Source organism: Streptomyces sp. NPDC005866 (assembly GCF_040629895.1).
Lineage (GTDB): Bacteria > Actinomycetota > Actinomycetes > Streptomycetales > Streptomycetaceae > Streptomyces.
The window spans coordinates 147,761-174,402 of record NZ_JBEXWP010000017.1; the positions used below are offsets into that span (position 1 = coordinate 147,761).

Consider the following 26,642-nt stretch of genomic DNA (forward strand, 5'->3'; position numbering starts at 1 on the left):
CGCCCTCCCTCCGACAGAAAGGCACGCACAGTGGGACAGCCCAGCCATGCCCCGAAGGACCACGACTGGTGGCGTTCCGCCGTCATCTACCAGGTGTACGTCCGCAGCTTCGCCGACGGCGACGGTGACGGCACCGGCGACCTCGCGGGAGTCCGAGCCAAGCTGCCGTACCTGGCCGGACTGGGTGTGGACGCTCTGTGGTTCAACCCCTGGTACCTGTCACCGCTGAAGGACGGCGGCTACGACGTCGCCGACTACCGGGCCATCGACCCGGCCTTCGGCACCCTCGCCGAGGCCGAGAAACTCATCGCCGAGGCGGAGGAGCTGGGCATCCGGACGATCGTCGACATCGTCCCCAACCATGTCTCCGACCAACACCCATGGTTCCAGGCGGCGTTGGCAGCCGGACCCGGCAGCCCCGAGCGCGAGCTGTTCCACTTCCGCCCGGGACGTGGCGCGAACGGCGAACTCCCGCCCAACGACTGGCCGTCACAGTTCGTCGGCTCCACCGAGCCGGTGTGGACCCGGCTGCCCGACGGCGACTGGTACCTGCACCTGTTCACCCCCGAACAGCCCGACCTCAACTGGGCCCACCCGGCCGTCCGCCAGGAGCACGAGGACATCCTGCGGTTCTGGTTCGAGCGGGGCGTCGCCGGCGTCCGCATCGACTCCGCCGCCCTGCTCGCCAAGGACCCGGACCTGCCCGACCTGGCCACGAACCCGCAGCCGCACCCCTTCGTCGACCTCGACGACCTGCACGACATCTACCGCTCGTGGCGCGCGGTCGCCGACGCCTACGGCGGTGTCTTCGTCGGCGAGGTCTGGCTTCCCGACGCCGAGCGCTTCGCCCGCTACCTGCGCCCCGACGAACTCCACACCGCCTTCAACTTCTCCTTCCTGTCCTGCCCCTGGGACGCGGACCGGCTGCGCACGTCGATCGACACCACCCTCGCCGAGCACGCCCCGGTCGGCGCGCCCGCCACCTGGGTCCTGTGCAACCACGACGTGACCCGCACGGTCACCCGCTACGGCCGCGAGGACACCGCCTTCGACTTCGCGACCAAGGCCTTCGGCACCCGGACGGACCTGGTCCTGGGGACCCGCAGGGCTCGCGCGGCCGCGCTGCTGTCCCTGGCGCTGCCGGGTGCGGTCTATGTGTACCAGGGGGAGGAGCTGGGGCTGCCGGAGGCCGAGATCCCGGTGGACCGCATACAGGATCCGATGTACTTCCGGTCCCGCGGCGCCGATCCCGGCCGGGACGGCTGCCGGGTGCCGATGCCGTGGGTGGCCGGTATGCCGTACGCGGGATTCGGTTCGCGCGAGGAGCCGTGGCTGCCGCAGCCGGCCGGCTGGGCATCGTATGCAGTCGACCGTCAGCAGGGTGACCCCGACTCCATGCTCGCCCTCTACCGCCGGGCGATCGCCGCCCGTCCCCTCTTCGGCGCCGGCCCGCTGACCTGGCTGCCCGCCCCCGAGGGCGTCCTCGCCTTCACCCGTGGCGAGGGCGTGGCCTGCGTGGTCAATCTCGCGCCCACCCCCGCCCAACTGCCCGAGCACTCCCAACTCCTGCTCGCCAGTGGCCCGTTGGACGACACGGGCCGCCTGCCGCAGGACACGGCGGCCTGGCTGATGACCTGAGCCGCCCGCTTGCGCTATCCCCGTTCACCCCCACCCTGAAGGGATCGGCACATGCAGAGCACCACAGCCAGATCTGTCAGGAGCATGCCAGCGGTGGCGGCCGCTGTCGCGCTCGCCGCCGGCATGCTCGTCGCCATCGCGCCCGCCGCCCACGCGGCCGCGGGCGCCAGCCTGCCCTTCACCTCGGTCGAGGCGGAGTCGGCGACCACCACCGGCACCAAGATCGGCCCGGACTACACCCAGGGCACCCTCGCCTCCGAGGCCTCCGGCCGCCAGGCCGTGCGCCTGACCTCCGGACAGCGCGTCGAGTTCACCGCGCCCCAGGCGTCCAACGCCGTGAACGTCTCCTACAGCGTCCCGGACGGCCAGTTCGGCACGCTCAACGTGTACGTCAACGGCGTCAAGCTGGCGAAGACCCTGACCGTCACCTCCAAGTACTCCTACGTGGACACCGGCTGGATCGCCGGAGCCAAGCAGCACCACTTCTTCGACAACGCGCGGCTGCTGCTCGGCCAGAACGTCCAGGCCGGCGACAAGGTCGCCTTCGAGTCCACCGGCACCCAGGTCACCGTCGACGTGGCCGACTTCGAGCAGCTGGCCCCGGCCGCCTCCCAGCCCGCCGGGTCGGTCTCCGTCACCTCCAAGGGCGCCGACCCCAGCGGCAACGGCGACTCCACCCAGGCCTTCCGGGACGCCATCGCCGCCGCACAGGGCGGGGTGGTGTGGATCCCGCCGGGCGACTACAAGCTGACGTCCTCCCTGAGCGGCGTACAGAACGTCACCCTCCAGGGCGCCGGCAACTGGTACTCGGTCGTACACACCTCCCGGTTCATCGACCAGTCCAGCTCCTCCGGGAACGTCCACATCAAGGACTTCGCGGTGCTCGGCGAGGTCACCGAACGCGTCGACTCCAACCCGGACAATTTCGTGAACGGCTCGCTGGGCCCGAACAGTTCGGTCTCCGGGATGCGGATCCAGCACCTCAAGTGCGGCTTCTGGCTGACGGGCAACAACGACAACCTGGTCGTCGAGAACAACCGCATCCTCGACACCACCGCCGACGGCCTCAACCTCAACGGCACCGCCCACGGCGTCGTGGTCCGCAACAACTTCCTGCGCAACCAGGGCGACGACTCCCTCGCCATGTGGTCGCTGAACTCGCCCGACACCAACTCTAGCTTCTTGAACAACACCATTTCGCAGCCGAACCTGGCCAACGGCATCGCGATCTACGGCGGGACCGACATCGCCGTGCGGAACAACCTGATCTCCGACACCAACGCCCTCGGCAGCGGGATCGCCATCTCCAACCAGAAGTTCCTCGACCCGTTCTACCCGCTGGCCGGCACCATCACGGTCGACAGCAACAAGATCGTCCGCGCGGGCGCCATCAACCCCAACTGGAACCATCCGATGGGCGCGTTGCGCGTCGACTCGTACGACAGCGCCATCAACGCCACCGTCAACATCACCAACACGACGATCACCGACAGCCCGTACAGCGCCTTCGAGTTCGTCTCCGGCGGCGGGCACGGCTACGCGGTCAGGAACGTCAACGTGACCGGGGCGACCGTGCAGAACACCGGGACGGTCGTGGTGCAGGCCGAGGCTCAGGGCGCCGCCACCTTCCGCAACGTCACCGCCACCGGCGTCGGTGCGGCCGGTATCTACAACTGCCCCTACCCGGCGAGCTCCGGCTCCTTCGCGCTCACCGACGGCGGCGGCAACTCCGGCTGGTCCAGCACCTGGTCCGACTGCTCGACGTGGCCGCAGCCCGGGCAGAGCAACCCCGCCCCGGACCCGGGCCGCAACCTCGCCAAGGGGCGTCCGGCGACCGCCACCGGCTCGCAGGACGTCTACACGCCCGGGAAGGCGGTCGACGGTGACGCCAACAGCTACTGGGAGTCGGCCAACAACGCCTTCCCGCAGTCGCTGACCGTCGACCTCGGCTCCTCCTACGCGGCCCGCCGTGTGGTGCTGAAACTGCCTCCGTCCTCGGCCTGGGGCGCGCGCACCCAGACCATTACCGTGCTGGGCAGCACCGACGGCTCCACCTACTCGACGGTGGTGGGCTCCACGGGCTACCGCTTCGACCCGGCCACCGGCAACACCGTCTCCGTGGCCCTGCCCAGCTCCACCAACCTGCGCTATCTGCGGCTGACCGTCAGCGCCAACTCTGGTTGGCCCGCGGGGCAGCTCAGTGAGGTGGAGGCGTATCTGACGTCGTGACCTCCGCCGCCTGGGGAGCCCCGCGTTTCGCCGCCTGGATCTGCTCGTACACATGGGTCCGCAGTTCGGCGAAGCGCGGGGCGACCCGGGTGTGCAACTGGTCGCGCCGGTCCGGCAGATCGACCTTCAGCTGTTCCTTGACGACGGTCGGGGAGGCGGACAGGACGATCACGCGCTGGCCCAGGTAGACGGCCTCGTCGATGCCGTGGGTGACGAACAGGATCGTGATCCCGCGCTCCCGCCACAGCCCCCGGACCAGATCCTCCAGGTCGGCCCGCGTCTGGGCGTCGACGGCGGCGAACGGCTCGTCCATCAGCAGAACCCGGGGCTCGTAGGCGAGGGCGCGGGCGATCGCGACCCGCTGCTGCATACCGCCCGAGAGCTGCCAGGGGTAGGCTCCGGCGGCGTCCGCGAGGCCGACCGAGCGCAGTGCGTCGGAGACCAGTTCCTTTCGCCGCTCTCGCGTCAACCGCTTCTGCTTCAGCGGGAGTTCGACGTTCTCGGCGATCCGCATCCAGGGGAACAGGCTGCGGCCGTACTCCTGGAAGACGAACGCCATCCCGGGCGGTGGCCCGGTCACCTTGCTTCCCTCCAGGAGGACTTCGCCGCCGGTCGGGGTGAGCAGACCGCCCATGCACTTGAGCAGGGTGGTCTTTCCGCAGCCCGACGGGCCGACGAGACAGACGAGTTCGCCCGCCTCCACGGTGAAGGTGAGGTCCCGCACCGCCTCGACGCGGCGTCCGGATCCGTCGTAGACCTTCTTCAGGCCGCGTACGTCGAGCATGGACCGCCCCTTCACGATGCTCACTCAGGACCGCCGGGTTGTCGCGCGCAGTCCGTGGTACCAGCCGAGCACCCGACGCTCGACCATCTGGCAGACCACCGACAGCGCGAAGCCGAGCAGGCCCAGCAGCAGGATCCCGGTCCACATGTCGGGGATCGCGAAGCCGCGCTGGAACTGCACGATGGTGAAGCCGAGTCCGTTGCTGGCCGCGAACATCTCGCTGATGACCATCAGGATGATCCCGATCGACAGCGCCTGCCGCAGGCCCGCGAAGATCTGCGGACTCGCCGAACGCAGTATCAGCGTACGCAGCCGGGTCACGCCCGTGATGCCGTAGGAACGGGCCGTCTCCGCCATCACCGGGTCCACCGCCCGTACGCCCTCGACCGTGTTGAGCAGGATCGGCCAGACGCAGCCGCCGGCGATAACCACGATCTTCATGCCGTCGCCGATGCCCGCGAACAGCATGATGACCGGGACGAGGACGGGCGGTGGCACCGCCCGCAGGAATTCGAGGACCGGTTCGCAGACCGCCCGCACCCGCCGGTAGGAGCCGATGACCGTGCCCAGACCGATGCCCACGACGGCCGCCGTGGCGTATCCGGCGAGCAGCCGCAGCACACTGCGCAGCAGGTCGTCGCGGAGCCGCCGGCCGGTCCAGACGTCAGGGAAGGTCTTCAGGATGGTGCGCAGCGGCGGCCAGTAGACGTTCGTACTGCCGTCGGAGGCGACCCACCACAGCGCGACCAGCACGACGGGCAGGGCCAGCAGGTACACCGCTCTGAGCAGCAGCCGCCTCACACCGCCACCTCCCCGCGCACCGACTGGTGCCAGGCAAGCGCCCGCCGTTCCACCGACCGTGCGCCCACGTTGATGAGCAGGCCCAGCAGCCCGGTGACCACGATCAGGGCGTACATGTCCGGCACCGCCTGCGAGGCCTGTGCGACGGCGATCCGCTGGCCCCAGCCCCGGGGCGCCGATGACCAGTTCGGCGGTGATGGTGAGGATCAGGGCGACCGCGGCGGCCAGCCGGACACCGGTCATCACATACGGCAGCGCGGTCGGCCACAGCACATGGCGGACCCGTGCCCAGGTGCCGAGTCCGTACGACCGTGCCGTCTCCTCGGCGACCGGGTCGACGTCCTGGACGCCGTACATCACCTGGATCAGGACCTGCCAGAAGGAGGCGTAGACGACGAGCAGCAGGACCGAGCGGAGTTCGGTGCCGTAGAGCAGGATGGCGAGGGGGATCAGGGCGACCGAGGGGATCGGGCGGAGGAACTCGACCGTGGAGGCGGTGGCCTCGCGCAGATGCGGGACGATCGTCAGGACGACCCCCGCCACGATGCCGGCGCCGACCGCGACGGCCAGGCCCACCGCCCAGCCGGTGAGGGTGTCGCCGAGCGCGGACCAGAAGGCGCCGTCGGCGAGTTCGGTGCCGAGGGCACGGGCGATCCGGCTGGTCGGCGGGAAATAGTCCTCCTTGACGAGGCCGAGCCGCGGCACCGCCTCGCCGAGAGCGAGGAAGGCCGCGAGTCCGGCCGCACCGAGTGCGGTGTTCAGCCCCTTCACCTCGTTCACGGCAGCAGCTTGGCCAGGTCGGGTGCCGTCTTGAAGAGGCCGTCCTGCTCGCTCAGCTTCTCCAGCGTCTCGATCGAGGAATGGTTCGGATCGGCCGGCCACTTCGGCAGCGTGACCTTGGCCAGTACGTCCGCCGGGGTCTTGGTGTACGTGGTGACGATCTGCCGGACCTCGTCCGGGTGCGCGTCCGCGTAGGCCAGCGACTCGGCCGTGGCCTCCTGGAACTTCTTCACGACGTCCGGGTTCTGCTGTGCGTATGACGTCGAGGTGAAGTACATGGCCACGGTGAGGTTCTTCGCCACGTCGACCATCGGCGAAGCGGTCTCGGTGGCGCCCTGGCCCCTCATGGTGGCGAGCGCCGGCTCGACCGCCATCGCGGCGTCGATCTGCCCCTTGTCGAGCGCGGCCGGCATCTGGTCGAAGGCCAGCTCGACGAAGTTCACCTTGCCGGGGTCGCCGCCCGCCTTGCGTACCGACTCGCGGACCGCGGTCTCGTTGATGTTCTTCAGCGTGTTGACGGCGACCTTCTTGCCCTCCAGCTGCTTCGCCGACGTGAGGCTGCTGCCCTTCTTCACGACGAGCGCGCCGAAGTCCTTGCCCGCGACGCCCGTCGAGGCCACGCCGTTGGCGATCGTCTGCACCGGTACGTTGTTGGACTGGGCGATCATCAGCGAGGTCATGTTGCTGAACCCGAACTGGAACTGACCGCTCGTCACCCCCGGCACGATGGCCGCTCCGCCCTGCGCGAGCGTCATCGACAGCTTCAGGCCGCGCTTGCTGTAGAAGCCCTCCTTCTGCCCGAGGTAGAGAGGGGCCACGTCGACGATGGGGATGATCCCCACCTTGACGGTGGTGGTGCCGCCCGACGAGGGGCTGGTACCCGACGAGCCCCCGGAGGAGCCGCAGGCCGCCGTGGTGAGCAGGATGGTGCCGGCCGCGAGACCGGCGAGCAGACGACGCATGGCTCCTCCTGTGCAGACAACGGTGTTCCGACAGGGTGTTCGCTGTGCGCACAATGGTGCTCGGATGGTGCTCAGCGGGAACGTAGAACCGGCCGGACAACCCGGTCAATGGGTTTAGCTGACAGAATTGTTGACAGTTATCGAACCGCGCTCTCACCGTGTTCTCCGTGTCGAGCCGTCGAGCCGCCGCCCGTGGCGGGCCGTGGCGGACGGCGGAACGTATCGGACCGGGGAGGCGCCGATGACTAGTGATGCCCGCGCACCGCACTTCGTGAGGTCCTTCGAGCGCGGCCTGGCCGTGATCCGCGCCTTCGACGCCGAGCATCCGGAGCGCACGCTCAGCGAGGTGGCCCGCGCCTGCGACCTGACGCGGGCGGCCGCCCGCCGCCTGCTGCTCACCCTCGCCGACCTGGGCTACGTCCACTCGGACGGCCGCCGGTTCCGCCTCACCCCGCGCATCCTGGAACTCGGCTACGCCTATCTCTCCGGCCTCGGCCTGCCGAGCCTCGCACAACCGCATCTGGAGCAAGTCGCCACGCTGGCGGGGGAGTCGGCGTCGCTGTGCGTCCTGGACGGCGATGCCGTCGTACAGGTGGCCGCCGTGCAGGCCCGGCGGGTCATGGCGGCCGCCATCGCGGTGGGGACACGCTTCCCGGCGTACGAAACGGCGGCAGGCCAGGTCCTGCTGGCCCATCAGCCCGAAAGCCGCTTACGCCAGGCTGAGTTGATACGACGTCAAGGGCATGCCCTGTATGAAGACGACCCGGAGGACGGCGTCGCAACACTGGCCGTCCCGGTCCGGGACCGGGACGGCCAGGTGGTGGCCGGTGTGACCCTCGCGGCGCACACCGGCCGGATGTCCGTCGCCGCGGTCCGCAACGATCTGCTGCCGCACCTGCTCACGGCCGCGACGCGGATCGAGGCGGACCTACGGATCACCCGGATCACAGATCGAGCACCAGGCGCTCCCCTCGGCACCGCGACACACAGATGAGCATGGTCTCCCCGGCCGCCCGCTCCTCCTCCGTGAGCACCGAGTCCCGGTGGTCCGGGGTGCCTTCGAGGACATCGGTCTCACAGGTGCCGCAGGTGCCCTCCGTGCAGGAATAGAGCACCTCCATCCCGGCGGCCCGGACGGTGTCGAGCACGGAGACCCCGGGTGCGACGGTGAGGGTACGACCGCTCCGCGCGAGGACGACCTCGAACTCCGCCTCCTCGCCCGCCTGTCGGGCCTTCGGCTGGAACCGCTCCACCCGCAGCACGCCCGCCGGGCAGCGCTCCTCCACCGCGTCCAGCAGCGGTCCCGGACCGCAGCAGTACACGAGGGTGCCGTCCGGGACGTCGTCCAGCACCGGGCCGAGGTCCAGCAGCCCGGTCTCGTCCTGCGGGGCGACGGTGACCCGCTCCCCGCCGTACCGCGCCAACTCACCGGTGAACGCCATGGACCGCCGGGTCCGCCCGCCGTACAGCAGCGTCCACTCGGCGCCCGCGGCCTCGGCGGCGGCCAGCATCGGCAGGATCGGGGTGATGCCGATGCCACCCGCGACGAACCGGTAGCGAGGGGCCGGCTCCAGCCGGAAGTGGTTACGCGGTCCACGCACCCGCACTTTGCCGCCGACGCCCAACTGCGCGTGGACGTGGGCGGATCCGCCCCGCCCTCCGGGCTCCCGCAGCACGGCGACGCGCCAGCCGGAACGCTCCCCGGGATCCCCGCACAGCGAGAACTGCCGCTCCAGCCCCGGACCGAGCACGACATCGACATGCGCCCCCGGCTCCCAGCCCGGAAGGTCCTCGCCGAGAGGGTGCCGAAGGGTGAGGGCGACGACACCGTCAGCCGCCAACGCCCGTTCAGCGACGACCAGTTCGGCCTCGTACAGACTCATGTGGTGCTCTCCGGAGGCTGGTGTCCTTCGGGGTGGCCGAGCATCCACTCCCACATCTCGACCGGATCCTGCGCGGTGTGCTCGGCTCCGCAGTGACAGGTGCCGTGCAGCACGTCGGTGCCCGGCAGCCAGTCGATGCGGTAGATCTCACCGGTCGGTGTGCTCACAGGGCCCGCTCCACCGGCTTGTCGCCCTCCTCGACCAGCCGGGCGAGGATACGGCGGGCGGCGAGACCGCCGGTGTCGATGTTGATGCTCAGCTCCTGGTAGCCGGCGCGCTCCGAACCCAGCGTCCGCTGCAGCAGGTTGAGGGCGTCCACGTCCTGCATGACCACCGTGTGGTTGTTGCTCCGCAGGAAGTCGGTGACCTCGGCGTCGTCCGTCGCCCAGTCCCGGGAGACCATCCAGAAGTCGTACACCTTGCCGTCCGAGGACGGGGTGATCGCGTAGGTGATCTCGGTGTGGAAGCCGTTCGGATCGCTGCCGTCGGCCTCCGGCACCACGCCCACCGGTGCGATCCGGCTGTGCAGCAGATACAGACACGGAGCGTGGTACTCGATGTCCTGCCAGCGCGTGATCCGCCCCTCGATCCCGGTCGAACGGGCGTAGAACGGCGGACACTCGGAGTCGGCCATGCGCCGGCTGACCCGCACGATCCCGGCGCCCTCGTCGACCTCGGTCGTGATGGGCGTCTCGGCGACCTCGGGGGTCCCTATGTAACCGCCGTGCAGATAGGTCTCGTGGGAGAGGTCGAGGAGGTTGTCGACGAGGAGTCCGTAGTCGGCGTCGATGGGCTCCATGCCCCGTACGGTCAGCCAGCCGGGGGAGTCGAGGTGGCGGGCCCGCGGGATGGTGTCCGCGTCCGCGAGTCCGGGGTCACCGACCCACACCCACACCAGCGAGTCCTGCTCGACCACCGGGTAAGAGGCGACCCGGGCGGTGCGCGGGACGCGTTTCTGTCCCGGCACGTACACGCAGGCGCCGGTCCGGTCGTAGGTGAACCCGTGGTACCCGCACACGATCCGGTCACCGTCGAGCCCGCTCTCCGACAGCGGGTAACGGCGGTGCACACAGCGGTCGCTGAGGGCGACCGGGCTGCCGTCCTCCTCGGCGCGATAGAACACGAGCGGTTCCCCGAGAACCGTCCGCCCGAGCAACTCCCGCCCGACCTCGTGACTGTAGGCGGCTACGTACCACTGGTTTTTGGCGAAGGCGGTCATGTGCGGCATCGTTGCGGCTCCCGTCGTTGGGCGATGGCGACATCGTCCGGAAGGGTGTCGCGGGGGCGCAATACCTCTTCCGTCTCGCGGAAGAGGCAGGGGAAACTGCCTGTTCAGGGCGGGTGCTTGTCTGTGGGAGTGAAATTTGGAGCGCTCTGAGCCGACGACCTTGCTGGGCGTTTCCGTCGATGATTGTGTCGAGCTTTACACTCCCGCTTTGCGAGACATAGCAGCTCTGAGCATTTTGTGTTGATTATTGCGCCGCAAGCTGGTGGTACACCGGCAGAAGTTGTATCGCCGCAGATCAACTTTGATCGTTTCCGCGTTGACAGGCCGTGGGGTCGAATCCGGGTCGAATTTGCCGATCTTTCGCCTATCCAGCGCGTAGTTGCAGGTCAGGAGTGGGGTGAGAGGGCGTGATGGCAGGCAGTGCGAGACCGATTGCTGAGGCTGTGGCCTTGAGGGGTGCCCCCGAGCAGATTCTTGGTCTCCTGGTTGTGCACGTGCGGTACCCGCACTGACCTGTGGAAACGGGGCTGCTGCCGTCGGCGGAGGACGCATCAGCCCGGGAATGGCCCGGATCTTGGACTCGGGCGCGCGCCTCAGACCATCCTGGGAGTCCAGGATGGACGGCAGGCTTTTCAACGCACCCTGCTGCCGAGTGGCGGGGGCTCGGTGGGCGGCGTAGCGCCGGGATGCTTGGTCCTGGCGTGGCCCGCCGGATGTTGGCGACCGGGGGCTGTTGAAGGAGCGAATCTCGCTGTGGAGCAGAGCAGCGGACTCATAATCCGTCGGCCGTGGGTTCGAGTCCCCCCCGCCCCACCTGTGCAAGCTTCTGACCTGACCTTATGAGGGCTGGGGCTTCCCCTCTCGGTCCATGCGAAGGACCGTCGTGGTGGGGGCGGGCGGGGTCAGGAGGCCCGCGATGCAGGCTTACGTGGGGATCGACGTGCACCGCCGCCGGTCGCAGATCGCTGTGATGGATGAGGGCGGCCGGACTGCGGTGAACCGGAACGTGCCCAACGGCCGGGAGGCCGTCCTGGGCGTGATCGGGGACCTGCCGGCGGGGACGCCGGTGGCGTTCGAGGCGGCGTTCGGCTGGGGCTGGCTGATCGAGTTGCTCCAGGACTACGGGTTCGAGGCGACGCATATGGCGCATCCCTTGCAGTGCAAGGCGATTGCCTCGGCCCGGCTGAAGAACGACAAGGTCGACGCCGCGACTCTGGCCCATCTGCTGCGCTCGGATCTGCTGCCGGAGGCGTGGATCGCTCCGCGGCAGGTGCGCGAGGAGCGGGCGGTGCTGCGCCACCGGGCCCAGCTGGTGCGGCTGCGCACGCTGCTGCGCAACCGGATCCACGCGGTGCTGGCCCACCACGGCTGCGACCGCGCGTCCAGTTGCTGGAGCGCCCCCGGCCGGGTCTGGCTGGACGGATTGCCCCTGCCGGATGCTTCCCGGCACGTGGTCAGGGACCTGCTGGAGGTCATCGACGCACTTCAGGTGGTCATCGACCGGGCGGATGCGGCCCTGGCCCGGGCCGCCAAGGCCGATCCACGGGTGAAGGCGCTGCGGGCACTGCCCGGTGTCGGCCCGCTCACCGCGCTGATCATCATCGCCGAGATCGGTGATGTCTCCCGGTTCTCCTCGGCCCGCAAGCCAGCCTCCTGGGCCGGGCTCACCCCCACCGTCCGTGGCTCGGACCGCACCGTGCGCTATGGGCACATCTCCAAACAGGGCGACCCGTGGCTGCGCTGGATCATGTGTGAGGCCGCACAGACCGCCAAGCGGAATCCGGTCTACGCCGCTACCTACGTGCGCTTGTCCCAGCGCCGCGGCAAGAAGATCGCTACCACGGCGATCGCCCGCAAACTCCTCACCCACGCCTACCACTTGCTGCGCGAGGCCGAGGCCGCGCAGACGGCCAAGGAGGCGCGCACCCCGACATGACGACACCACCGACGGGACGGGACTCCAAGCCCCGGGCGAGCTCGCCTTTCCGCATGAGCCGGCCACGCCGCGCTCGATGATCTGAATGAGCAGCCCGGCCCCCGAAGCAAGGTCATGATCCCGCCCTCGCGGGCGGGATCGAATGGGTGCGTGCGAGTCACCAACACCACCAACCCTGCGCACACACATCCCCACACGCCGGGACGGCCCTTCATGCCCCTTGACAGCCCCAGCCCTCATGGGTGCGGAAACGTTCAATTTGTCCTGGCGGGACGTCAACTTTGCCCGAAGGGACTGAATCCGCTGCTCATGAGTTTGAGGCGCGGTTCAGCTAGGGGAGGAGGGGACTCCTCTGACCTGCGACGATGCGAGCGTTTGTGGCTGTCGTAGACTGTCTGCGCCGAGCCTCTCGGGCTTCATTTCAAGATCGTGAGGCCGTGTTGAGGCCGAAGAGTCTCGGTAAAGGCGTGTAACTGACTCCGCCGCCCCCGGCCTGGGGTGCTCTGGCAGCAGGTTCCATGTGTGGGGCTTGGCGCTGCTGAGCCGAGCAAGGTCACGTTCGAGACGCTGCTCGTCGAGGGACCGGTATGCAACGGTCATCTGACGGGAGTGCTGCACCGGAAACGGCCCGTACTGAAAACGGCCCTGCTGGAGCACCGCGACCCTGTAGTGCTCCGCCGGCTGGAGACCGAGGCCGCGGGGGTACTGGGTGATGCACCCTCTGATCCGACCGACCGACCGACCGAGCGTGCGGCGGCTCCGTGTACCCCAGGGCGTCATCTCGCGGGTGGCGGCCGGAGCTGGGCTGTGCTTATTCGGCAGACCTGCCATCGCCCAGCGTGCGCTATCCGCCGGGGGAAGGGCGAGCCGCGCTCAGCTGCGGGTCGGTGTGGGGTTGGGGCTGCGGGGTGTGGGTGCCTTGTCAGGAGTTGTCGTCGGGGTCGATGAGGGCGGCGAGCTCAGTTGCGAAAGCGAGTTCGTGATCGTGCTTGGCCAGGGTGCGCAGACGGATGGCGTAGGCACGGCGCTGGATGGGCGTGCCGTGCTGGGCGATCAGTTTTGCGAGACGGCGGGCTTGGCCGCTGTGGCCGTCAGCTGTGCTTATGACCGTTGCGAAGAGTGCTCCAGTGATGCCTGTCAGTGGGCGTTCGTGGGCATACAGGATGCTGCGTAGACGCGGAATGTCTCCTTGATCCATAGCGTGGAAAGCCTGTTCGGTGGATGACTCTTTGTCGGTGACGATCTCATACACCTCGTCAAGGGGAACCTGCTCAGCGAGCTGGAGAATGGCCAGGTGTCGGCGTGCCTCAGGGGCGTCGCTGCCGACGAGGAGGGCCTGGATCTCTGGTGTGCGTAGGGCACACTCATGCTGATCGATGAATTTCTTGGAGTCCGTCCACGTCGGGGTATTGACCCATTTTTCAAGGAGAAGGCGTGCTTCGTGCTCACGCTGGCCACGCTCGAGGACGGTTATAAAACTCTGTGCCTCGGCTTCATCCAGGAAAGCGATGAGGGTGTTGATGTGAGGGTCGTCCGGAAATAGGGCTGCCGTCAAGTCGAGGCGGTGCTGGAAGTCAGAGTGCTGGAGTTTGCTACTGTGCGCGTCTAGAAATGCTTTGATTCTGGGCCAGTCGGAAGCTTGGGCCCACTGATTAAGCAGTTCTAGGAAGTCGTCGGGTAGAGGATGGGTGGCCCAGTTCGGAAGTTGCGGGTCGTTGATGCTGTAGCGGATTACGATGTTGCGGATTTGGTGCCGTGTGCGGCGTAGCAGATGCGGGCTACCGGTTTGGGCCGCCCGGCTCGCCTGGATGAGTTGATTGAGGGCGCAATCGGTACCTATATTTTCGGCCAGATACCCGGCGTAGTAGGAGCGGAGTTCCGCCTGCGCGAGGACATTTTCCTCCAAAATGGCTGCGGCGTCTTCCCAAGCGGCAGTGATCGCGCTCGCATCGCTCTGTCGGCTTGCGAGGTTGTTGAGGGAGGCGGCGAGGTGGGGGAGGAAGCTGGTGGGGTTGTTTTTGACGAGGGTGCGGTAGTGGTTGACGGCTTCGGTGCTGGAGGCGAGTGCAGCGGTCAGGTTTCCGGTTTCGCTCTGTCGGCTTGCGAGGTTGTTGAGGGAGGCGGCGAGGTGGGGGAGGAAGCTGGTGGGGTTGTTTTTGACGAGGGTGCGGTAGTGGTTGACGGCTTCGGTGCTGGAGGCGAGTGCAGCGGTCAGGTTTCCGGTTTCGCTCTGTCGGCTTGCGAGGTTGTTGAGGGAGGCGGCGAGGTGGGGGAGGAAGCTGGTGGGGTTGTTTTTGACGAGGGTGCGGCAGTGGTTGACGGCTTCGGTGCTGGAGGCGAGTGCAGCGGTCAGGTTTCCGGTTTCGCTCTGTCGGCCTGCGAGATTGTTGAGGGAGCTGGCCAGTGCGGGGAGGTGGACGGCAGCATTTTCCTCGGACAAGGCGCGTCGAATCTCGACGGCCTTGGTAACGGAGGCGAGTGCTCCCTCAGAATCCTTCCTGTGGGTTAGTAGGGTTGCGAAGTCATGTAGGGAGCTTGCGAGGTTGGGGAGATGGGCGCCGGAGTTGGTCTTGGCGAGTTTCTGGTCGATCGTCAGAGCCTCCATGGCGGAATCCATTGCGCTATCCAAGTCCCCAATTTCGCTTTGACGGTTGGAGAGGTTGCTTAGCGAGCTGGCCAGCCTGGGAAGATAGGCCCCTGGGTAGGTTCGAGCTAGCGTGCGGTTGATGCGGACGGCCTCAACGATGGGCGCGACTGAACCAGCAGGGTCGCCGTTCATGGCCTGCATGACCGAGAGATTGTTGAGGGACATGGCTAGGTCGGCAAGGAACGCCTTGGGATTTGCTGTCGAAAGATCCCTGCGGATTGCTACAGCCTCAGTGATAGAGGCCAAGGCCTCCGCGTGAATTCCGGCGTTGTCTTGAAATGCGGCAAGACTGTTGAGCGACATCGCGAGGTCTGGGAGGAAGGTTGCGGACTGTTTTTCGATCAGCAGTCGGTAGTAGTCGACGGCCTGTGTTATTGAAGCGAGAGCCCCTGGGTGATCTCCGTTTTCGTTTTGGCAGCGCGCATAGTTGGCCAGTGCCATGGCGAGGTCGGGGAGGAAGGCTTCTGGGTGCGCCTTGGTTAGTAGCTGATAGTGGTGGACGGCTTCGTTTACTGAGATGAGTGCACCCGTGCTGTCGCCAACCTGGCTCTGTCGATTTGACAGGTTGTTTAGGGAAGATGCAAGGCCAGGAAGGAAGGCTCTTTGGTTATTTTCAGCGAGTTCGCGTCGGATATCGACAGCTTCTTCTGCGCTGGATAGTGCCCCTGCAGCGTCCCCAAATTGGCTCTGGCACTCGGAAAGCCCCTTGAGGGAATTAGCGAGTTCGGGCAAGTGTGCGACCGGATTTATTTCCGCCAATTCGCGCTGTATTTTCACGCTCTGATCAGCCGATGTGAGTGCACCTTCGTGATCTCCTACGTCTCCCTGCAGGGTCGATAGATTATTGAGGGTTGTGGCGAAGCGGGGAAGGAAGGTGGCGGGGTTAATTACGGAGAGATCCCAGAAGTGATCGACGGCTTCTGTGATGGAAGCGAGGGCTCCGCCGGGGTCTCCAGTTTTACTTTGTTGAGCCGAGAGGTTGTTGAGGGAGGCTGCCAGGTCGGGGAGAATTTCAGTCGGACTATTTTTAAACAGTTCGCGATAGATCTCAACTGCTTCTGCGCTGGAGGCCAGTGCTCTCTTGTGGTCTCCAAGGTCGCTCTGTGACGCGCCCAAGTTATTGAGAGTGGTTGCCAATCCGGCGAGATGCATGCCTGAATCGGCCTGAGCCAAGGTGCGACGGATCTCTATCGCTTCTTCAACAGTGGCCAGCGACCCCTCACGCTCGCCGAGCGTACGCTGCAGCACGGAGAGGTTACTGAGAACCATGGCGAGGTCGGGTAGGTGCGTGCTTGGGTCGGCCTGGGCCAATGTTCGACGGATTTCTACTGCCTCCTTAACGGAGGCCAGTGCTCCCTTGTGGTCTCCGAGATCACTCTGCGCCCCGCAAAGGATGTTGAGCGACGCTGCGAGTTCGGGGAGGTGCGTAACTGGGTCAGCCTTGACCAAGGCTCGGCGGATCTCCACCGCTTCTCTTACAGTGGCTATCGCCCTGTCATAATCTCCGATATTGGCCTGGCGTTGACCGAGACGCTGGAGCAGTACCGCGAGGTCTGCGGGCGCGGGGTTGGCGGAGGAACGGAGTTCAGTCAGACGTCGGGACTCTGCCTGCAGTCCGAGTTGGGGCAGTCCCACTGACATGAAAGGGATGGCCTGGGAGAGGTCATCGAGCCATGCCGGTGCCGGATCAGCGTCGATCAGTTGGCAGAGCGCGGCCAGAGCACTGCCGCTCTGTTCGCTCGCGACTCGGAGAACATGTAGCCAGCGGCCCGGCTCACCCTCAGTCCAGGCGGCTATCAGATTGGCGGCTGTGCCGGGGTGGGCCGAAGCGGCACGGTTGAGCTGGCGTAGCGCCTCCAGCAGTGGCTCCGGTTCCAGACCGTCCAAGGCACGATTGAGGAGGTTGGGGTCATCACGCAATTCACGCAGGGCCAGATGATCCGCGATCGGGTCCGGGCGCAGAACGAGTGCTTCGCCTGGGCCTGGCTGCAGACACACAGTGAGCGTGGCGCGGATTGCCTCGCGCCATTGGACGGCGTCGGCGAGTTCTTCTACCGCGCGGAGTGCGGCGATCGTCTGAATATGGGTCGTTGGGGCACGCAGTGTCAGGCAGGCCACAGCACGGCTGAGTACTTTTATGGGAGCGTCTGCCGTGTTACCGATAACCTGCCGATAGGTCTGCGTCCAGTAGCCGCGTTCGTGGTCGAGGACTTCCTCATACAACTCCTCTCGGCTGTTGGGGAGTTTGCCGGAGCTGCGGGAGGCGAGGTAGGCCAGCAGGATGTAGTCCAGGGTGGTCCACTCCACAGGTGTTGCCCTCTCGGCTGCCGATACATCGACAGAGCCGGGTTCCTCGACGAATGCCTCGATGGCCCGGCGGAAGAGCGCGGAGCCGTCGGGGTGCTCGGGCGGTAGTTCCAAGGGGGCTAGTTCGCGGCAGAGGTGTCCGTCGCGCTCCCAGGCCCGGCGCAGGTTGGTGAGCCACTGGCCGGCGGCGGAGCGGGCGGTCATCACCAAGACGGCGGGGGTGGCCCCGCGTTCGGTGCGGCGTTTGAGGATGGTCAGCAGGCGCTGGGCGTCGGCGGGGCGGGCCTCGGCGTAGTCGAGGACGATGAGGGTGGGGGAGACGACGGCTCCGAGCCAGTCATCTCCGTCGGTGCTCTCGCGCAGGTAGCCGGTGTACCAGCCCTCGTAGGTGTCCAGTTGGTGTGCGAGTTCGAGGGCGAGGCGGGTCTTGCCGGCGCCGCCGGCGCCGTGGATGAGCGTGATGCCGGTGTGGGGTCCTTCGGCGATCGTGCGGCAGAAGTGGGTGAGGACGGTCAGTTCGTCGCGGGCCTGGAAGGGCACAACTGCGTGCTCGGCCTTGAGGACCTCCAACGGCCGGTGCACGCGCGGATCCAGTTCCACGTACGGACTGCGCAGTGGTTGATCCTGGGGCCTGTTGGCGGGTGTGTGAGTGTCCTGGGCGCGCCAGGCGCGGCCGACGTCAACCGCTAGACGCCAGTTCCACGTAGCGGCGTAGTCGACCCCGGCACGGACGGCATCAGCAAAGGACGCACGAGCGCCCAGGATTGGGCTGGCGGGCAGAGGTTGGGCGATACCGACTGGGTCGAGCAGCAGCAAGGGGCGCGGGCGTCCGCCGATGTCCTGCTGGACCAGGCCCAGCCAGTCCTCCGGCGGGGCGGACCACACATCCGCGTCCGGCACTTGGAAACCGTCGGGAGGCGGATCGCCGACCCACACGCCCAGGAGAGCATGGGCGGCCCTCCCGGTCTCGGGTGGATCGAGAATCAGGACGAGTGGGTGCAGGCCCGCGTGGAGGCAGGCTCCGGCCATGACGAGGGTCAGGTCCAGGCAGGTGGCGTGCTTGGGGGACCAGAGGACTTCGCCGGGATCCCGGATGACCTGGCGGTCGGGTTCGTCGGAAGGCGCCTCGTGGGAGTAGGTGATCCCTGCATCGGCCAGGGCCTCGTACACGGTCCGGACTTGAGCGATCCGGCTCCTGGCAGGGGGCCCGGGTAGGCGCACCAACGCGGCGACCTCGTCGGGTAGAACGTACTTGGCGAGCGCGGCGGGTTCGCCCTCCATCGACCAGCGGGGCCAGATACTCATGGGGCAACCACCGCCACCGTGTCGGAGGCGTCCAGGTCGCCGATGCCGGGCACTTCCTGCACCGCCACCTCGATGTCGTACAACCCGGCTGGCTGGCCGGGGAAGTGGGTGACGTAACTGCCTGTGGCCTCGTCCCAGTCCAGCCGGACCTCTGCGACCGGGGTGCGTCGGCCTTCCGCCGGGCGGAGGGTGGCCCACAGGGCGAGGGAGGCTGGGGTGGCGGACACCTCGTCGGGCAGGCGGTCGCCCCGCAGGCGCACCCGCAGCGGAACGGGCTCTCCCGTGGCGTGGAGTTCGTCCAGGTCCAGGCCGAGAGAGGTGTCCCGTTCGTTGCCGCGAGCGGCCATCAACGTCTTCCGGGCCTCATAGGCCTGGGCGAGAGCGGGGATCCATTTGGCGGAGGCGATTGGCCCGTGCCGGTCGCGGGTCCGCCAGTCGCGGGTGGTGTCGTGCCCACTCATCTCGACCGGGACGGCGGAGAGCGCCGGGACCGTGCCGTCGCCGTGGTCCTCATCCCATCCCTCAAGGTCCAGCCAGGTGGGGAGATCTTTGCTCACGGTGAGCTTGTGGCCATCCCAGGTGGCGGATCCTGCGGTGCCGTGGCTCCAGCCCAGCCGCGGTACGACCTGCGGCTCCGCCCCCGTGCGGGGCATCGTCTTCCAGGCCCGCCCGATGTCCTGATGCAACGCGAAGCCCGCCTCCGCCAACTTGCCCACTTCCGGCAGAGGTAGGTCGTGGGGGTAGCGGGCCATGTCGGCTGTTGTGTCCCAGATCATGGGGTAGCGGGGCAGCAGCTCCGCCACCGACGGCCACGTCCTCAGCAGGTCGCTCGCCCCGTCCAGGCGTACGCCCGCCAAGCGGACGCCGTTGGCCAGCAGTTGCAGGGCTTTGGGGGCGCCGCGGTGCGGAGTGCCCAGGGTCACCAGGGACCGGCACAGAGGCCAGCCCTCCAGCGGGCCCAGCCAATACCGGGCGACTAGGCCGCCCATCGAATGGGCCAACACCACCACCCGGCCAGCCCGTTCGGAGGGGCTGAGGTCCTTCAGCCGCTCGTGGACGTCCGCTGCCAGAAGCTTCGCGGCATGCTCGATGCCGAGACGGAAGTCGTAGGGAAACAGGACCACGTTCGCCTGCGGGTTGCGGTGATCGGGATGCCCCATGTCCATCACCACACCCGGCAGGGCCTGCATCCCCGCCCACAGGCGCTCGTAGCCCGGAATCACCGTCCAGCCCGGCAGCAGCCGCTTCGACCGGATCAGACCTGTCGGCCTGAGCGGCTCATCCACAGCCAGTCGATCCGAACGCCGCAACAGGCTTGCGATGTCACCGAAGCCTGCATCCCACACTGTCTTGGCGGCTTGCTTGCCAGCCTCCGATCGCTCCAGCACGCTGCCACCGATTCCCGGCAGCACGTACACCAAATGCTTGCGTTCCATCCTCGCCCCCGCTCTTCCGCCGGTTACCCGGGACCATCCCTCGGCCTTCACCCACCACAGCTCCGTACTGCCGCCTCACCACGACTGCGGTCGATCGCTGTGGGCTGGCACCGGAGAACGGACCTACCAGCGAGGGGAGTTCAGGAGGTATCACATATTCGAACGGTGCGGCAGCATTCTGAGTACAAATGACCCAAAAGGGTGATGGTGGTGCGTTCGGTGCCGGGAATCTGCGTCGCGCCGAGACAGGTAGTAGTCCCCGTAGGCTCGCGGGGCTGGTTGCTAGGGCATGGGGCGCTACTGGGTCGTCCCTGCCCGCGGGCCCTGACGGGGAAGTTCTCGATGGTGCGTAGGTCAAGCCGATCGGGCGATCTTCACCCGATCATGGCCTGTGAACGATAGGTGTCACAGGGGCGGGATACGGTCCGTTCCGACGCTTAGGCGAGGGGGGACCATGACCCGTGACGCGTGTGCGGAGCAACTCCAGGAGTACGCCCTCGGAGTGCTGGAAGACTGGCGACGGCCGACGAGATGGCGGCCGGCTCTCCAACTGCGTGCTCTGTCCTTCAGTAGCGCCCGGGATTACGCCGGACGTTTCCTGCTGGAGTTGCTGCAGAACGCTCATGACGCGCACCCCAGGGAGCGCCGTGACGGCCAGGTGCACGTGCTGCTGGATGAGGACGAGGGCGAGTGGGGGACGCTGTATGTCGCCAATGGCGGTAGACCGTTCACCTGGCAGAACGTTGAGGACGTGTGCAAGATCGCCCAGAGCTCGAAGGTCATCGGAGAGGGGATCGGCAATAAGGGCGTGGGATTCCGGAGCGTCCTGCTGATCAGCAAGGGGCCCGAAATCTACAGCTCTGATCCGGACGGACCGGGCGGTTCGGAACTGGACGGCTACTGCTTTCGGTTTGCTCGGGAGAGCGACGTAGAGCAGCTTCTCGGGGACGCGGACACGGCGCGCAGAGCGGTCGCCGAATTTCCACCGTTCCAGATTCCGTTCCCGGTTGAGCAAGTGCCCCCGGTCTGCGCCGAGCTGGCTAAGCTGGGGCACGTCACTGTTGTCCGGATCCCCTTGCAGAGCGAGGCCGCCCGCGCCGAGGCTCGCCTCCGGCTGGTGGAGCTCGCTGAGGCCAAGGCGCCGATCATGCTGTTTCTGGACCGTCTCACTCGTCTGACACTCGAGCGCAGGGTTGAGGGCGAGGTGCGTGATATCCATGAACTCACTCGCGTGGAACGCTCGTTCGCTCCCGAGGATGAGGACGCCTCGACCGCCGCGCTCTTCTTCGCGGAAGTGGATTTGGGACCGGCCGGGGCTTTCCTCGTCGCGCGTGGCAGGGTGGCGCCGGAGCGACTGGACCAGACGCTCGTGGAAGCCGTCGGCCTCGGCCTCCTCGATGACAAGTGGCGGCAGTGGGCCGAGTCTGCTGTGATCGAGATCGCTGCACCACTCGCCGTCGCGGGGAAAACACGGCGCGGACAGACCTATACCTTCCTGCCGCTGGGCGAGGGCGTGACGACACCCTTCGCCGGGCACGTCAACGCCCCGTTCTTCACCAAGATGGACCGGACCGACCTCGACCGCGAACACCCGCTGAACGCCATGCTGTTTGACGCTCTCGCCGAGACCTGTCTGGCCGCCTCCGCGCGGCTGCGCACGGTGCAGCATCTGCGGCTTCGGCAGGTGGCGGTAGACCTGGTGAGCTGGGAGAACGGGCACCGGTCCGCTGGGCTGCTGGTCACAGCGGCCCGGCATGTGCACGGCTGCGAGCTGGCCGACGTACCGCTCGTGCCCGTCCTCGCCAGCGATGGCGCGGCACCCCACCTGACCTGGGCCTCGCCCCGGCGTGCGGTCCTCTGGCCCGATCTCAACTTGTCCGTGCTCACGGCACAGCGCGCGCACGAGGCCGGTGCCGTGGTTGCCGACCCGGAGCTCGGCACCGATCGTCTCAGGCGACTTGCCGTGATGTGCAAGGGGCTGAAGTGCCCCTGGGAGCCGACACCGGAGGCGCTCGCTGATCACGTGGAGCGGATGGCCGCTACGCTCCCCTTGCCCAAGTCCGGGGTTGGCGAGCCCGTCGGCGTATGGAACGCCGTGTACGACGACTTGGCTGCTCTCTTCGAGGAAGACGGCCGCGTGTTGCGCGGCAAGAGGCTGCTCCTGGCCGACGACGGAACTCTGCGACACGCCAACGGGGATGCAGGGCAGGGCGGTTCGCAAGGCAAGCGGACCGCACGTCGGGCTCGGCGTGACGCGTTCTTCCAGCCTGTGCGAGGGGAGACAGACGACTCGGAGGCGCTGTCGGTTCCCGCACTGCTCGGCAAGCGGCTCTTCTACCTGCACCCAGGCCTTACCTGGACCGATGGCACGGGGCACGTACGGCGCCTGCCCGCCCGCACTTTCCTTGAGAGCGCCGGGCTCGTCCGGCCCTTCGATATGAAGGGCCTGCTGGAACATGTGAGCCGTGCCCTTGTGGAAAGCAAGGACCACAAGCTGCGCGTCCAAGCCCTCCGGTTCGTATTTCGGCTGTGGCGGTCGCGGCGGTCACCGGGCGGATTTGCGGCCTCGTCGCTGGGACTGTACGTGCCGTCCGCGGACGGTGCCTTGATCGAGGCGAACGGCGCGGCCTTCGGCCGAGGGTGGGAGGGCACCACCGGGGACGATCTGGCTGCAGTTGTCACCGCTGGACAGGAGGCGTCCCAGAGCCTCAGATGGATCGCCAAGCGACTGATCGCGGCACCGGACGCGTTCGTCAAGCGAGGGGAAGCGGCCGACGAGTGGCGGGCGTTCCTGAGCGAAGTGGGGGTGACCGACGGGTTGATCCCGATCTCCACCAGGGGGGCCACAACGCGCGCGGACGGCCATGAACTGACCACCCGCCCGCTGGTCCGCATGGCGAACGTGCCCGCCGAGGTAGTGGTGCAGTGGGAGCCGCACATCGACCGTCGGCGGTCCAATGCGCGCTATCCCCAAACGCCGTACACCGGCACCCCTGCTTACCGGATCCCGGGCCAGGACATTGTCAGCCGGCTCGGCGAAAGCGCCCGACTGGCGTACGCGAGGCTCGTCCTACACGCTCTCGCCTACTGGAGGGACGCGTATTTCACCAGCACATGGACTAGTGCAGGAAGCCGAAGGGACGACCAGGAGCAGGTGCTGACACCCCTGGCCGCCTTCATCAGGGAGCAACCATGGCTTCCGGTACGGGACCGCAGCCGGGCCGTACGGTTCGTACGGCCGGCCGATGCCTGGCACTGCCCGCCCGGGCTGGAGGACGAACCTGCCTACGCGCCGACCGTCGACCACCGCATACGTCATCTGCTCCAACCGGAGAAGGTCAGCACCCGGCTGCGCTCCATGGGGCTGCCCACCTGGGATCACGCAAGGGACAGCGCACGCCTCGTCTCCGCGTTGGGGCGTTTCGTGGCGGAGGGCGCGGTCAGCGGCGAGGACCGGCCCGCCGCGCAGCGCACCAACGAGCGAGCCTGGAAGCACCTTGTGCAGCAGCCATACGGCGTGCTGCCTGAGGACGCAGTCCTGCTCGCCGAGTCGGGGCAGCGGCTGGTAGCCGTGCCGCTGTCCGAACTGAAGGGCACAGACACAGTGTTGTACGTCAGTGGCGAGCGCGACGGCCTGACCGGCCGGCTGGTACGCGAGATGGAGTGTCCGCTGCTGGTGGTTCCTGGCGTCGCCGCGCAGGTCGCCGAACGCCTCAGGCTTGGCCGTCCGAACGCAGTCCGGCACGTCGATGACGCGACGTTCTCAGTGACCGTCGACGGTGAGGAAGTGAATCCCGCCACCATGGGCGAGCCGCTCGTGGACCGTCTGCCCTGGCTCACCCTGGCCGTAGGCGTTCTCGCCGACCACGTGGCGGACGGCCCTCGACCGAGCGAGGCGGAACTGACCGACCTGACGTCCGCCGTCCGCCGTATCCGGATGCACCGCTACGGCTCCTGGGAGATCAAACTCGACGGCCGTACCGTGACGATGCCGGACCGACTCGGCGGGATGCTGCCCCTCGCCGATCCCCAGCACCCCCTTCTGCTGGCCCGGCAAGCGGACCCGGACTGGGCGGAGGTAGCCCGGCTTTCGGAGGCGCTCGCCGATCTGCTCGGACACCGGGAATTCGGCATCCGGCTGCGCCTCGCCGCCCTCCAGCTCGCGTCCTGCCACGCCGATCTGCGCTCACCCGCGCAAGACGAGCTCGCCGAAGCCCTCGGAGTCATGGTCCATCAGATTGAGGAAACCAGCCGGCGCATCGACGGAGCCATCGGCGTGGTCCTGAAGCGATGCCATCCCTTCCTCGTTCACATCCTCGGTGCCGATACGGCGGACTTGCTGACCGTGCCGCCGCCGCGCGACACCAGGGAGTTCCAGGCCAAGCTCGAGAAATACGCAGACGAACTACCGCTGCCACCCGAGCAGTTCATCGCTCGGGCTCGCACGGCCCGGAGCATCGACGAACTGCGGCTCGTCCTCGGGATCGACTTCGCCGCGCTGAATGACACACTGCAGTCTCGGGCGCCACACCATGATCCGATCAGCCATGCGGAGGCCCACGAGGAGGCAGTACGCGGCTACCTCGACCTACACAAGAAGGAGCTTGTGAACCGGCTGCGCTGGACAGCCAAGAACGACTTCGACGCACGGCGCCCGCTGGCGGACTGGCCGTCGTTGCGCTCACTGGACTGGATCACGGCCCCGGCGGCATGGGCGTACACCGTGGACACGGCCAGCAGCGAGCTGCTGGAGCGGCACGTCGAAGAGCAGCTAACGCTGCGGCTGGGCGAACCAGCTCCCCGCAAGGGCGACACTCTTCCGGCAATCGACCAGGTGCGGAGCGGAAACAACCGAGTGATCGCCGCCACGGCCGCCGACCTCGTCGCTCTAGTCAATGCAGCGGGGCGCCCGCTACCTGCGGCGCTGGCCGGTGCCAATCCGGCGGAGAGCATCACCGCGCACCTTGACGAGGCCGGCGCGCTGGACTTCCGGCTCCTCACCCCAGACGACGTCGTTGCCTGGCTGGCCGTTCTCGGCCATTGGCCGGACGGGATGCCAGCGACGACCGATCCCGGCCAGCACGGGCTGACCACGGTTGACCTGGACCGGGTGCGGAACGCGGCGGAACACGAGCGTCGCGAGCGGGAGCGCCGACGGAGAATGCTCTCCGTCGGCGGCCGGGAATTCGACGTGCAGTCGGGCGACTTCACCGAACTGACTGTCGAGCTCCAGCGAGCCCTCGACAACGGCGCAGTCCCCGGACTCTCAAGTGGCCGCGCTATCTTCACCCGGCTCCAGCCAATGGAACCCGCAAGCCGGACGCCCGCGACCGATCGCCGGCGCGGAAGGCGGTACAGCAGCGCCTCGGACGCTGGGCTCTCGCCCGCCCAGCGCGAAGCCCTCGGATACATGGGGGAGTGGTACGCGTACCACTGGCTCCGCGGGCGCTACTCCGCCGGTATGGACGAGACCAGCTGGGTGTCGAGCAATCGCCGAAAGGCATTCCCCGGGCCGTCCGGAGACGACGGCCTCGGGTTCGATTTCAAGGTCGGCTCTGGTAAGCGGCCCATGATGTTCGAGGTGAAGGCGACTCGAGGCGACGGTGGCCAGATCGAACTGGGGGAGAGCGAGGTACGCGCGGCGCAGCAGCACGCAGGCAATGAACGCTGGCGGCTTCTCGTGGTCACCTCCGTCCTCGCCCCGGAACGGGTGGACATCCACATGCTCCCGAACCCCTTCGGTAAGCAAGGACGCGGCCGCTACCGCGAGGAGGGCGGCGCCCTGCGCTTCTCCTATCGGCTATGACGCGCGACACCAGGAGTCCACTTGTGTCCGTTTGGATAGCCCTCGCATCGAGCAGGATCAGGCAGCTCACCCTGGTGCAGTACGTGACTGGTCGTTAGCCTGCACGTAGATCTCCTGGCCTGCGACTACGGCCGCAGAGGCTCCGCCCCGAGTACCGGGGCGGAGCCTCTGCGCGTTGGAAGGGAAATCCGCTGCGCTGTGGTTCGAGTCGCGTCCGCTGAGCTGGAGCGACTTCCAGGATTCCGTATCGGGCAAGTCTCTCAGGGAGCGGCAGGGACCACGGAGGGACCGCAAGGATAGGAATCAACCGACAAGGACCGGGCAAGGCTGACAGAGATGCACGCGCCTGACCTGCAAGAACGGCGTGAATCGGCACTGATCGGCAAGGACCGCCAAGATCCTCAATGGACTCGTAATCCGTCGGCCGTGGGTTCGAGTCCCACCCACCCCACCATTCGCTGCGCGGGAAGAAAGGATCTGACCCGAAAACGTGAGAATGGGGGTCGCCACTCGAAGTGGTGACCCCCATTCCGCTGTTGAGATCAAGATCCAGGGGACGTACAAGGGACAGACGTCAAGATCAGGGGATGCAGGCGCCGTCACGCCGCTGTCCGACGCCTGTTGGCAGGGCGGCGGGAGCGGCTCCTCCCCGTCGTCGTCGGCAGGCCCGTTGGCAGCGCCCAGCTGTCCGGGCCAGGGTCCTGAGGGCGGCCGACGCTGAAGCGTGTGAGCGAGAAGTCGGACCGCTGCTCCTCCGGATAGTGGTCGTTGAAGTTCTCGACGCGAACCAGCTCTACGTCGTTCTCGGCGCAGTGATCACGTATCCGCCTGAGGGCGGCGTTGGCGGCGTTGTCGTGGCCCCGGCCGGTCAGCAGGACGGCAGGGTGCCAGCCGATGAGC

At 67.4% G+C, this 26,642-nt stretch carries 13 protein-coding genes and 1 pseudogene; 5 read left to right on the forward strand and 9 right to left on the reverse strand.

The annotated features are described in order from the left end of the window. Nucleotides 1-30 precede the first annotated feature (30 nt). Both ABZ396_RS24855 and ABZ396_RS24860 read left to right on the forward strand, forming a co-directional pair. On the forward strand, nt 31-1,638 hold the full coding sequence (locus ABZ396_RS24855) for a glycoside hydrolase family 13 protein (protein ID WP_358918853.1): 1,608 nt from the start codon (nt 31-33) through the stop codon (nt 1,636-1,638). Nucleotides 1,639-1,689: 51 nt separating this feature from the next. Beyond that, nucleotides 1,690-3,867: a discoidin domain-containing protein gene (locus ABZ396_RS24860; RefSeq protein ID WP_358918855.1), complete on the forward strand. Its 2,178-nt coding sequence runs from the start codon at nt 1,690-1,692 to the stop codon at nt 3,865-3,867. Here the strand turns inward: ABZ396_RS24860 and ABZ396_RS24865 are convergent. From ABZ396_RS24865 to ABZ396_RS24880, 4 genes and pseudogenes are all read right to left on the reverse strand, one after another. After that, the gene (locus tag ABZ396_RS24865) at nt 3,836-4,651 is read right to left on the reverse strand and encodes an ABC transporter ATP-binding protein (protein WP_358918857.1); all 816 of its coding nucleotides are present in this window, start codon (nt 4,649-4,651) and stop codon (nt 3,836-3,838) included. The two genes, ABZ396_RS24860 and ABZ396_RS24865, sit on opposite strands and share 32 nt — an antisense overlap. 24 nt (nt 4,652-4,675) lie before the next feature. Next, nucleotides 4,676-5,452, reverse strand: a complete 777-nt coding sequence (locus ABZ396_RS24870; protein ID WP_358918858.1) for an ABC transporter permease subunit — start codon at nt 5,450-5,452, stop codon at nt 4,676-4,678. Further along, nucleotides 5,449-6,223 (reverse strand): annotated as a pseudogene (locus tag ABZ396_RS24875) (ABC transporter permease). The gene ABZ396_RS24870 and the pseudogene ABZ396_RS24875 overlap by 4 nt, the downstream one beginning before the upstream one ends. 5 nt (nt 6,224-6,228) lie before the next feature. Next, nucleotides 6,229-7,194, reverse strand: coding sequence for an ABC transporter substrate-binding protein (locus tag ABZ396_RS24880; RefSeq protein WP_358918860.1), 966 nt, complete (start codon nt 7,192-7,194; stop codon nt 6,229-6,231). A gap of 241 nt (nt 7,195-7,435) precedes the next feature. Between ABZ396_RS24880 and ABZ396_RS24885 the strand changes: the two genes are divergently transcribed. Further along, nucleotides 7,436-8,188 (forward strand): IclR family transcriptional regulator C-terminal domain-containing protein, encoded by a 753-nt coding sequence (locus tag ABZ396_RS24885; protein WP_358918862.1) that lies wholly within the window; start codon nt 7,436-7,438, stop codon nt 8,186-8,188. On the opposite strand, the gene ABZ396_RS24890 is transcribed toward ABZ396_RS24885, so the two are convergent. From ABZ396_RS24890 to ABZ396_RS24900, 3 genes are read right to left on the reverse strand one after another with little or no spacing between them, the layout of a single operon-like run. Beyond that, nucleotides 8,139-9,077: a PDR/VanB family oxidoreductase gene (locus ABZ396_RS24890; RefSeq protein ID WP_358918864.1), complete on the reverse strand. Its 939-nt coding sequence runs from the start codon at nt 9,075-9,077 to the stop codon at nt 8,139-8,141. The genes ABZ396_RS24885 and ABZ396_RS24890 overlap by 50 nt on opposite strands. Then, on the reverse strand, nt 9,074-9,244 hold the full coding sequence (locus tag ABZ396_RS24895; protein WP_358918866.1) for a hypothetical protein: 171 nt from the start codon (nt 9,242-9,244) through the stop codon (nt 9,074-9,076). Before ABZ396_RS24895 ends, ABZ396_RS24890 begins: the two co-directional genes overlap by 4 nt. Further along, complete coding sequence (locus ABZ396_RS24900; RefSeq protein WP_358918867.1) at nt 9,241-10,305, reverse strand: aromatic ring-hydroxylating dioxygenase subunit alpha; 1,065 nt, start codon at nt 10,303-10,305, stop codon at nt 9,241-9,243. The genes ABZ396_RS24895 and ABZ396_RS24900 overlap by 4 nt, the downstream gene beginning before the upstream one ends. A 916-nt stretch (nt 10,306-11,221) precedes the next feature. Here ABZ396_RS24900 and ABZ396_RS24905 point away from each other — a divergent pair. Next, the gene (locus ABZ396_RS24905; RefSeq protein ID WP_358918869.1) at nt 11,222-12,241 is read left to right on the forward strand and encodes an IS110 family transposase; all 1,020 of its coding nucleotides are present in this window, start codon (nt 11,222-11,224) and stop codon (nt 12,239-12,241) included. A gap of 922 nt (nt 12,242-13,163) precedes the next feature. On the opposite strand, the gene ABZ396_RS24910 is transcribed toward ABZ396_RS24905, so the two are convergent. After that, nucleotides 13,164-18,500 carry a tetratricopeptide repeat protein gene (locus tag ABZ396_RS24910; RefSeq protein ID WP_358918870.1) on the reverse strand — a complete coding sequence of 1,779 codons (5,337 nt, stop codon included), beginning with the start codon at nt 18,498-18,500 and terminating at the stop codon, nt 13,164-13,166. After that, nucleotides 18,497-19,786, reverse strand: a complete 1,290-nt coding sequence (locus ABZ396_RS24915; protein ID WP_358918872.1) for a hypothetical protein — start codon at nt 19,784-19,786, stop codon at nt 18,497-18,499. The genes ABZ396_RS24910 and ABZ396_RS24915 overlap by 4 nt, the downstream gene beginning before the upstream one ends. A 604-nt stretch (nt 19,787-20,390) precedes the next feature. Here ABZ396_RS24915 and ABZ396_RS24920 point away from each other — a divergent pair. Next, nucleotides 20,391-25,742 (forward strand): hypothetical protein, encoded by a 5,352-nt coding sequence (locus ABZ396_RS24920; RefSeq protein WP_358918874.1) that lies wholly within the window; start codon nt 20,391-20,393, stop codon nt 25,740-25,742. Nucleotides 25,743-26,642 lie beyond the last annotated feature (900 nt).

Coding starts and splice junctions, on each gene's coding strand:
- ABZ396_RS24860 (WP_358918855.1), top strand. CDS start 1,690: ATGCAGAGCACCACAGCCAGATCTGTCAGGAGCATGCCAGCGGTGGCG.
- ABZ396_RS24910 (WP_358918870.1), bottom strand. CDS start 18,500: ATGAGTATCTGGCCCCGCTGGTCGATGGAGGGCGAACCCGCCGCGCTC.
- ABZ396_RS24865 (WP_358918857.1), bottom strand. CDS start 4,651: ATGCTCGACGTACGCGGCCTGAAGAAGGTCTACGACGGATCCGGACGC.
- ABZ396_RS24920 (WP_358918874.1), top strand. CDS start 20,391: ATGACCCGTGACGCGTGTGCGGAGCAACTCCAGGAGTACGCCCTCGGA.
- ABZ396_RS24890 (WP_358918864.1), bottom strand. CDS start 9,077: ATGAGTCTGTACGAGGCCGAACTGGTCGTCGCTGAACGGGCGTTGGCG.
- ABZ396_RS24905 (WP_358918869.1), top strand. CDS start 11,222: ATGCAGGCTTACGTGGGGATCGACGTGCACCGCCGCCGGTCGCAGATC.
- ABZ396_RS24900 (WP_358918867.1), bottom strand. CDS start 10,305: ATGCCGCACATGACCGCCTTCGCCAAAAACCAGTGGTACGTAGCCGCC.
- ABZ396_RS24880 (WP_358918860.1), bottom strand. CDS start 7,194: ATGCGTCGTCTGCTCGCCGGTCTCGCGGCCGGCACCATCCTGCTCACC.
- ABZ396_RS24885 (WP_358918862.1), top strand. CDS start 7,436: ATGACTAGTGATGCCCGCGCACCGCACTTCGTGAGGTCCTTCGAGCGC.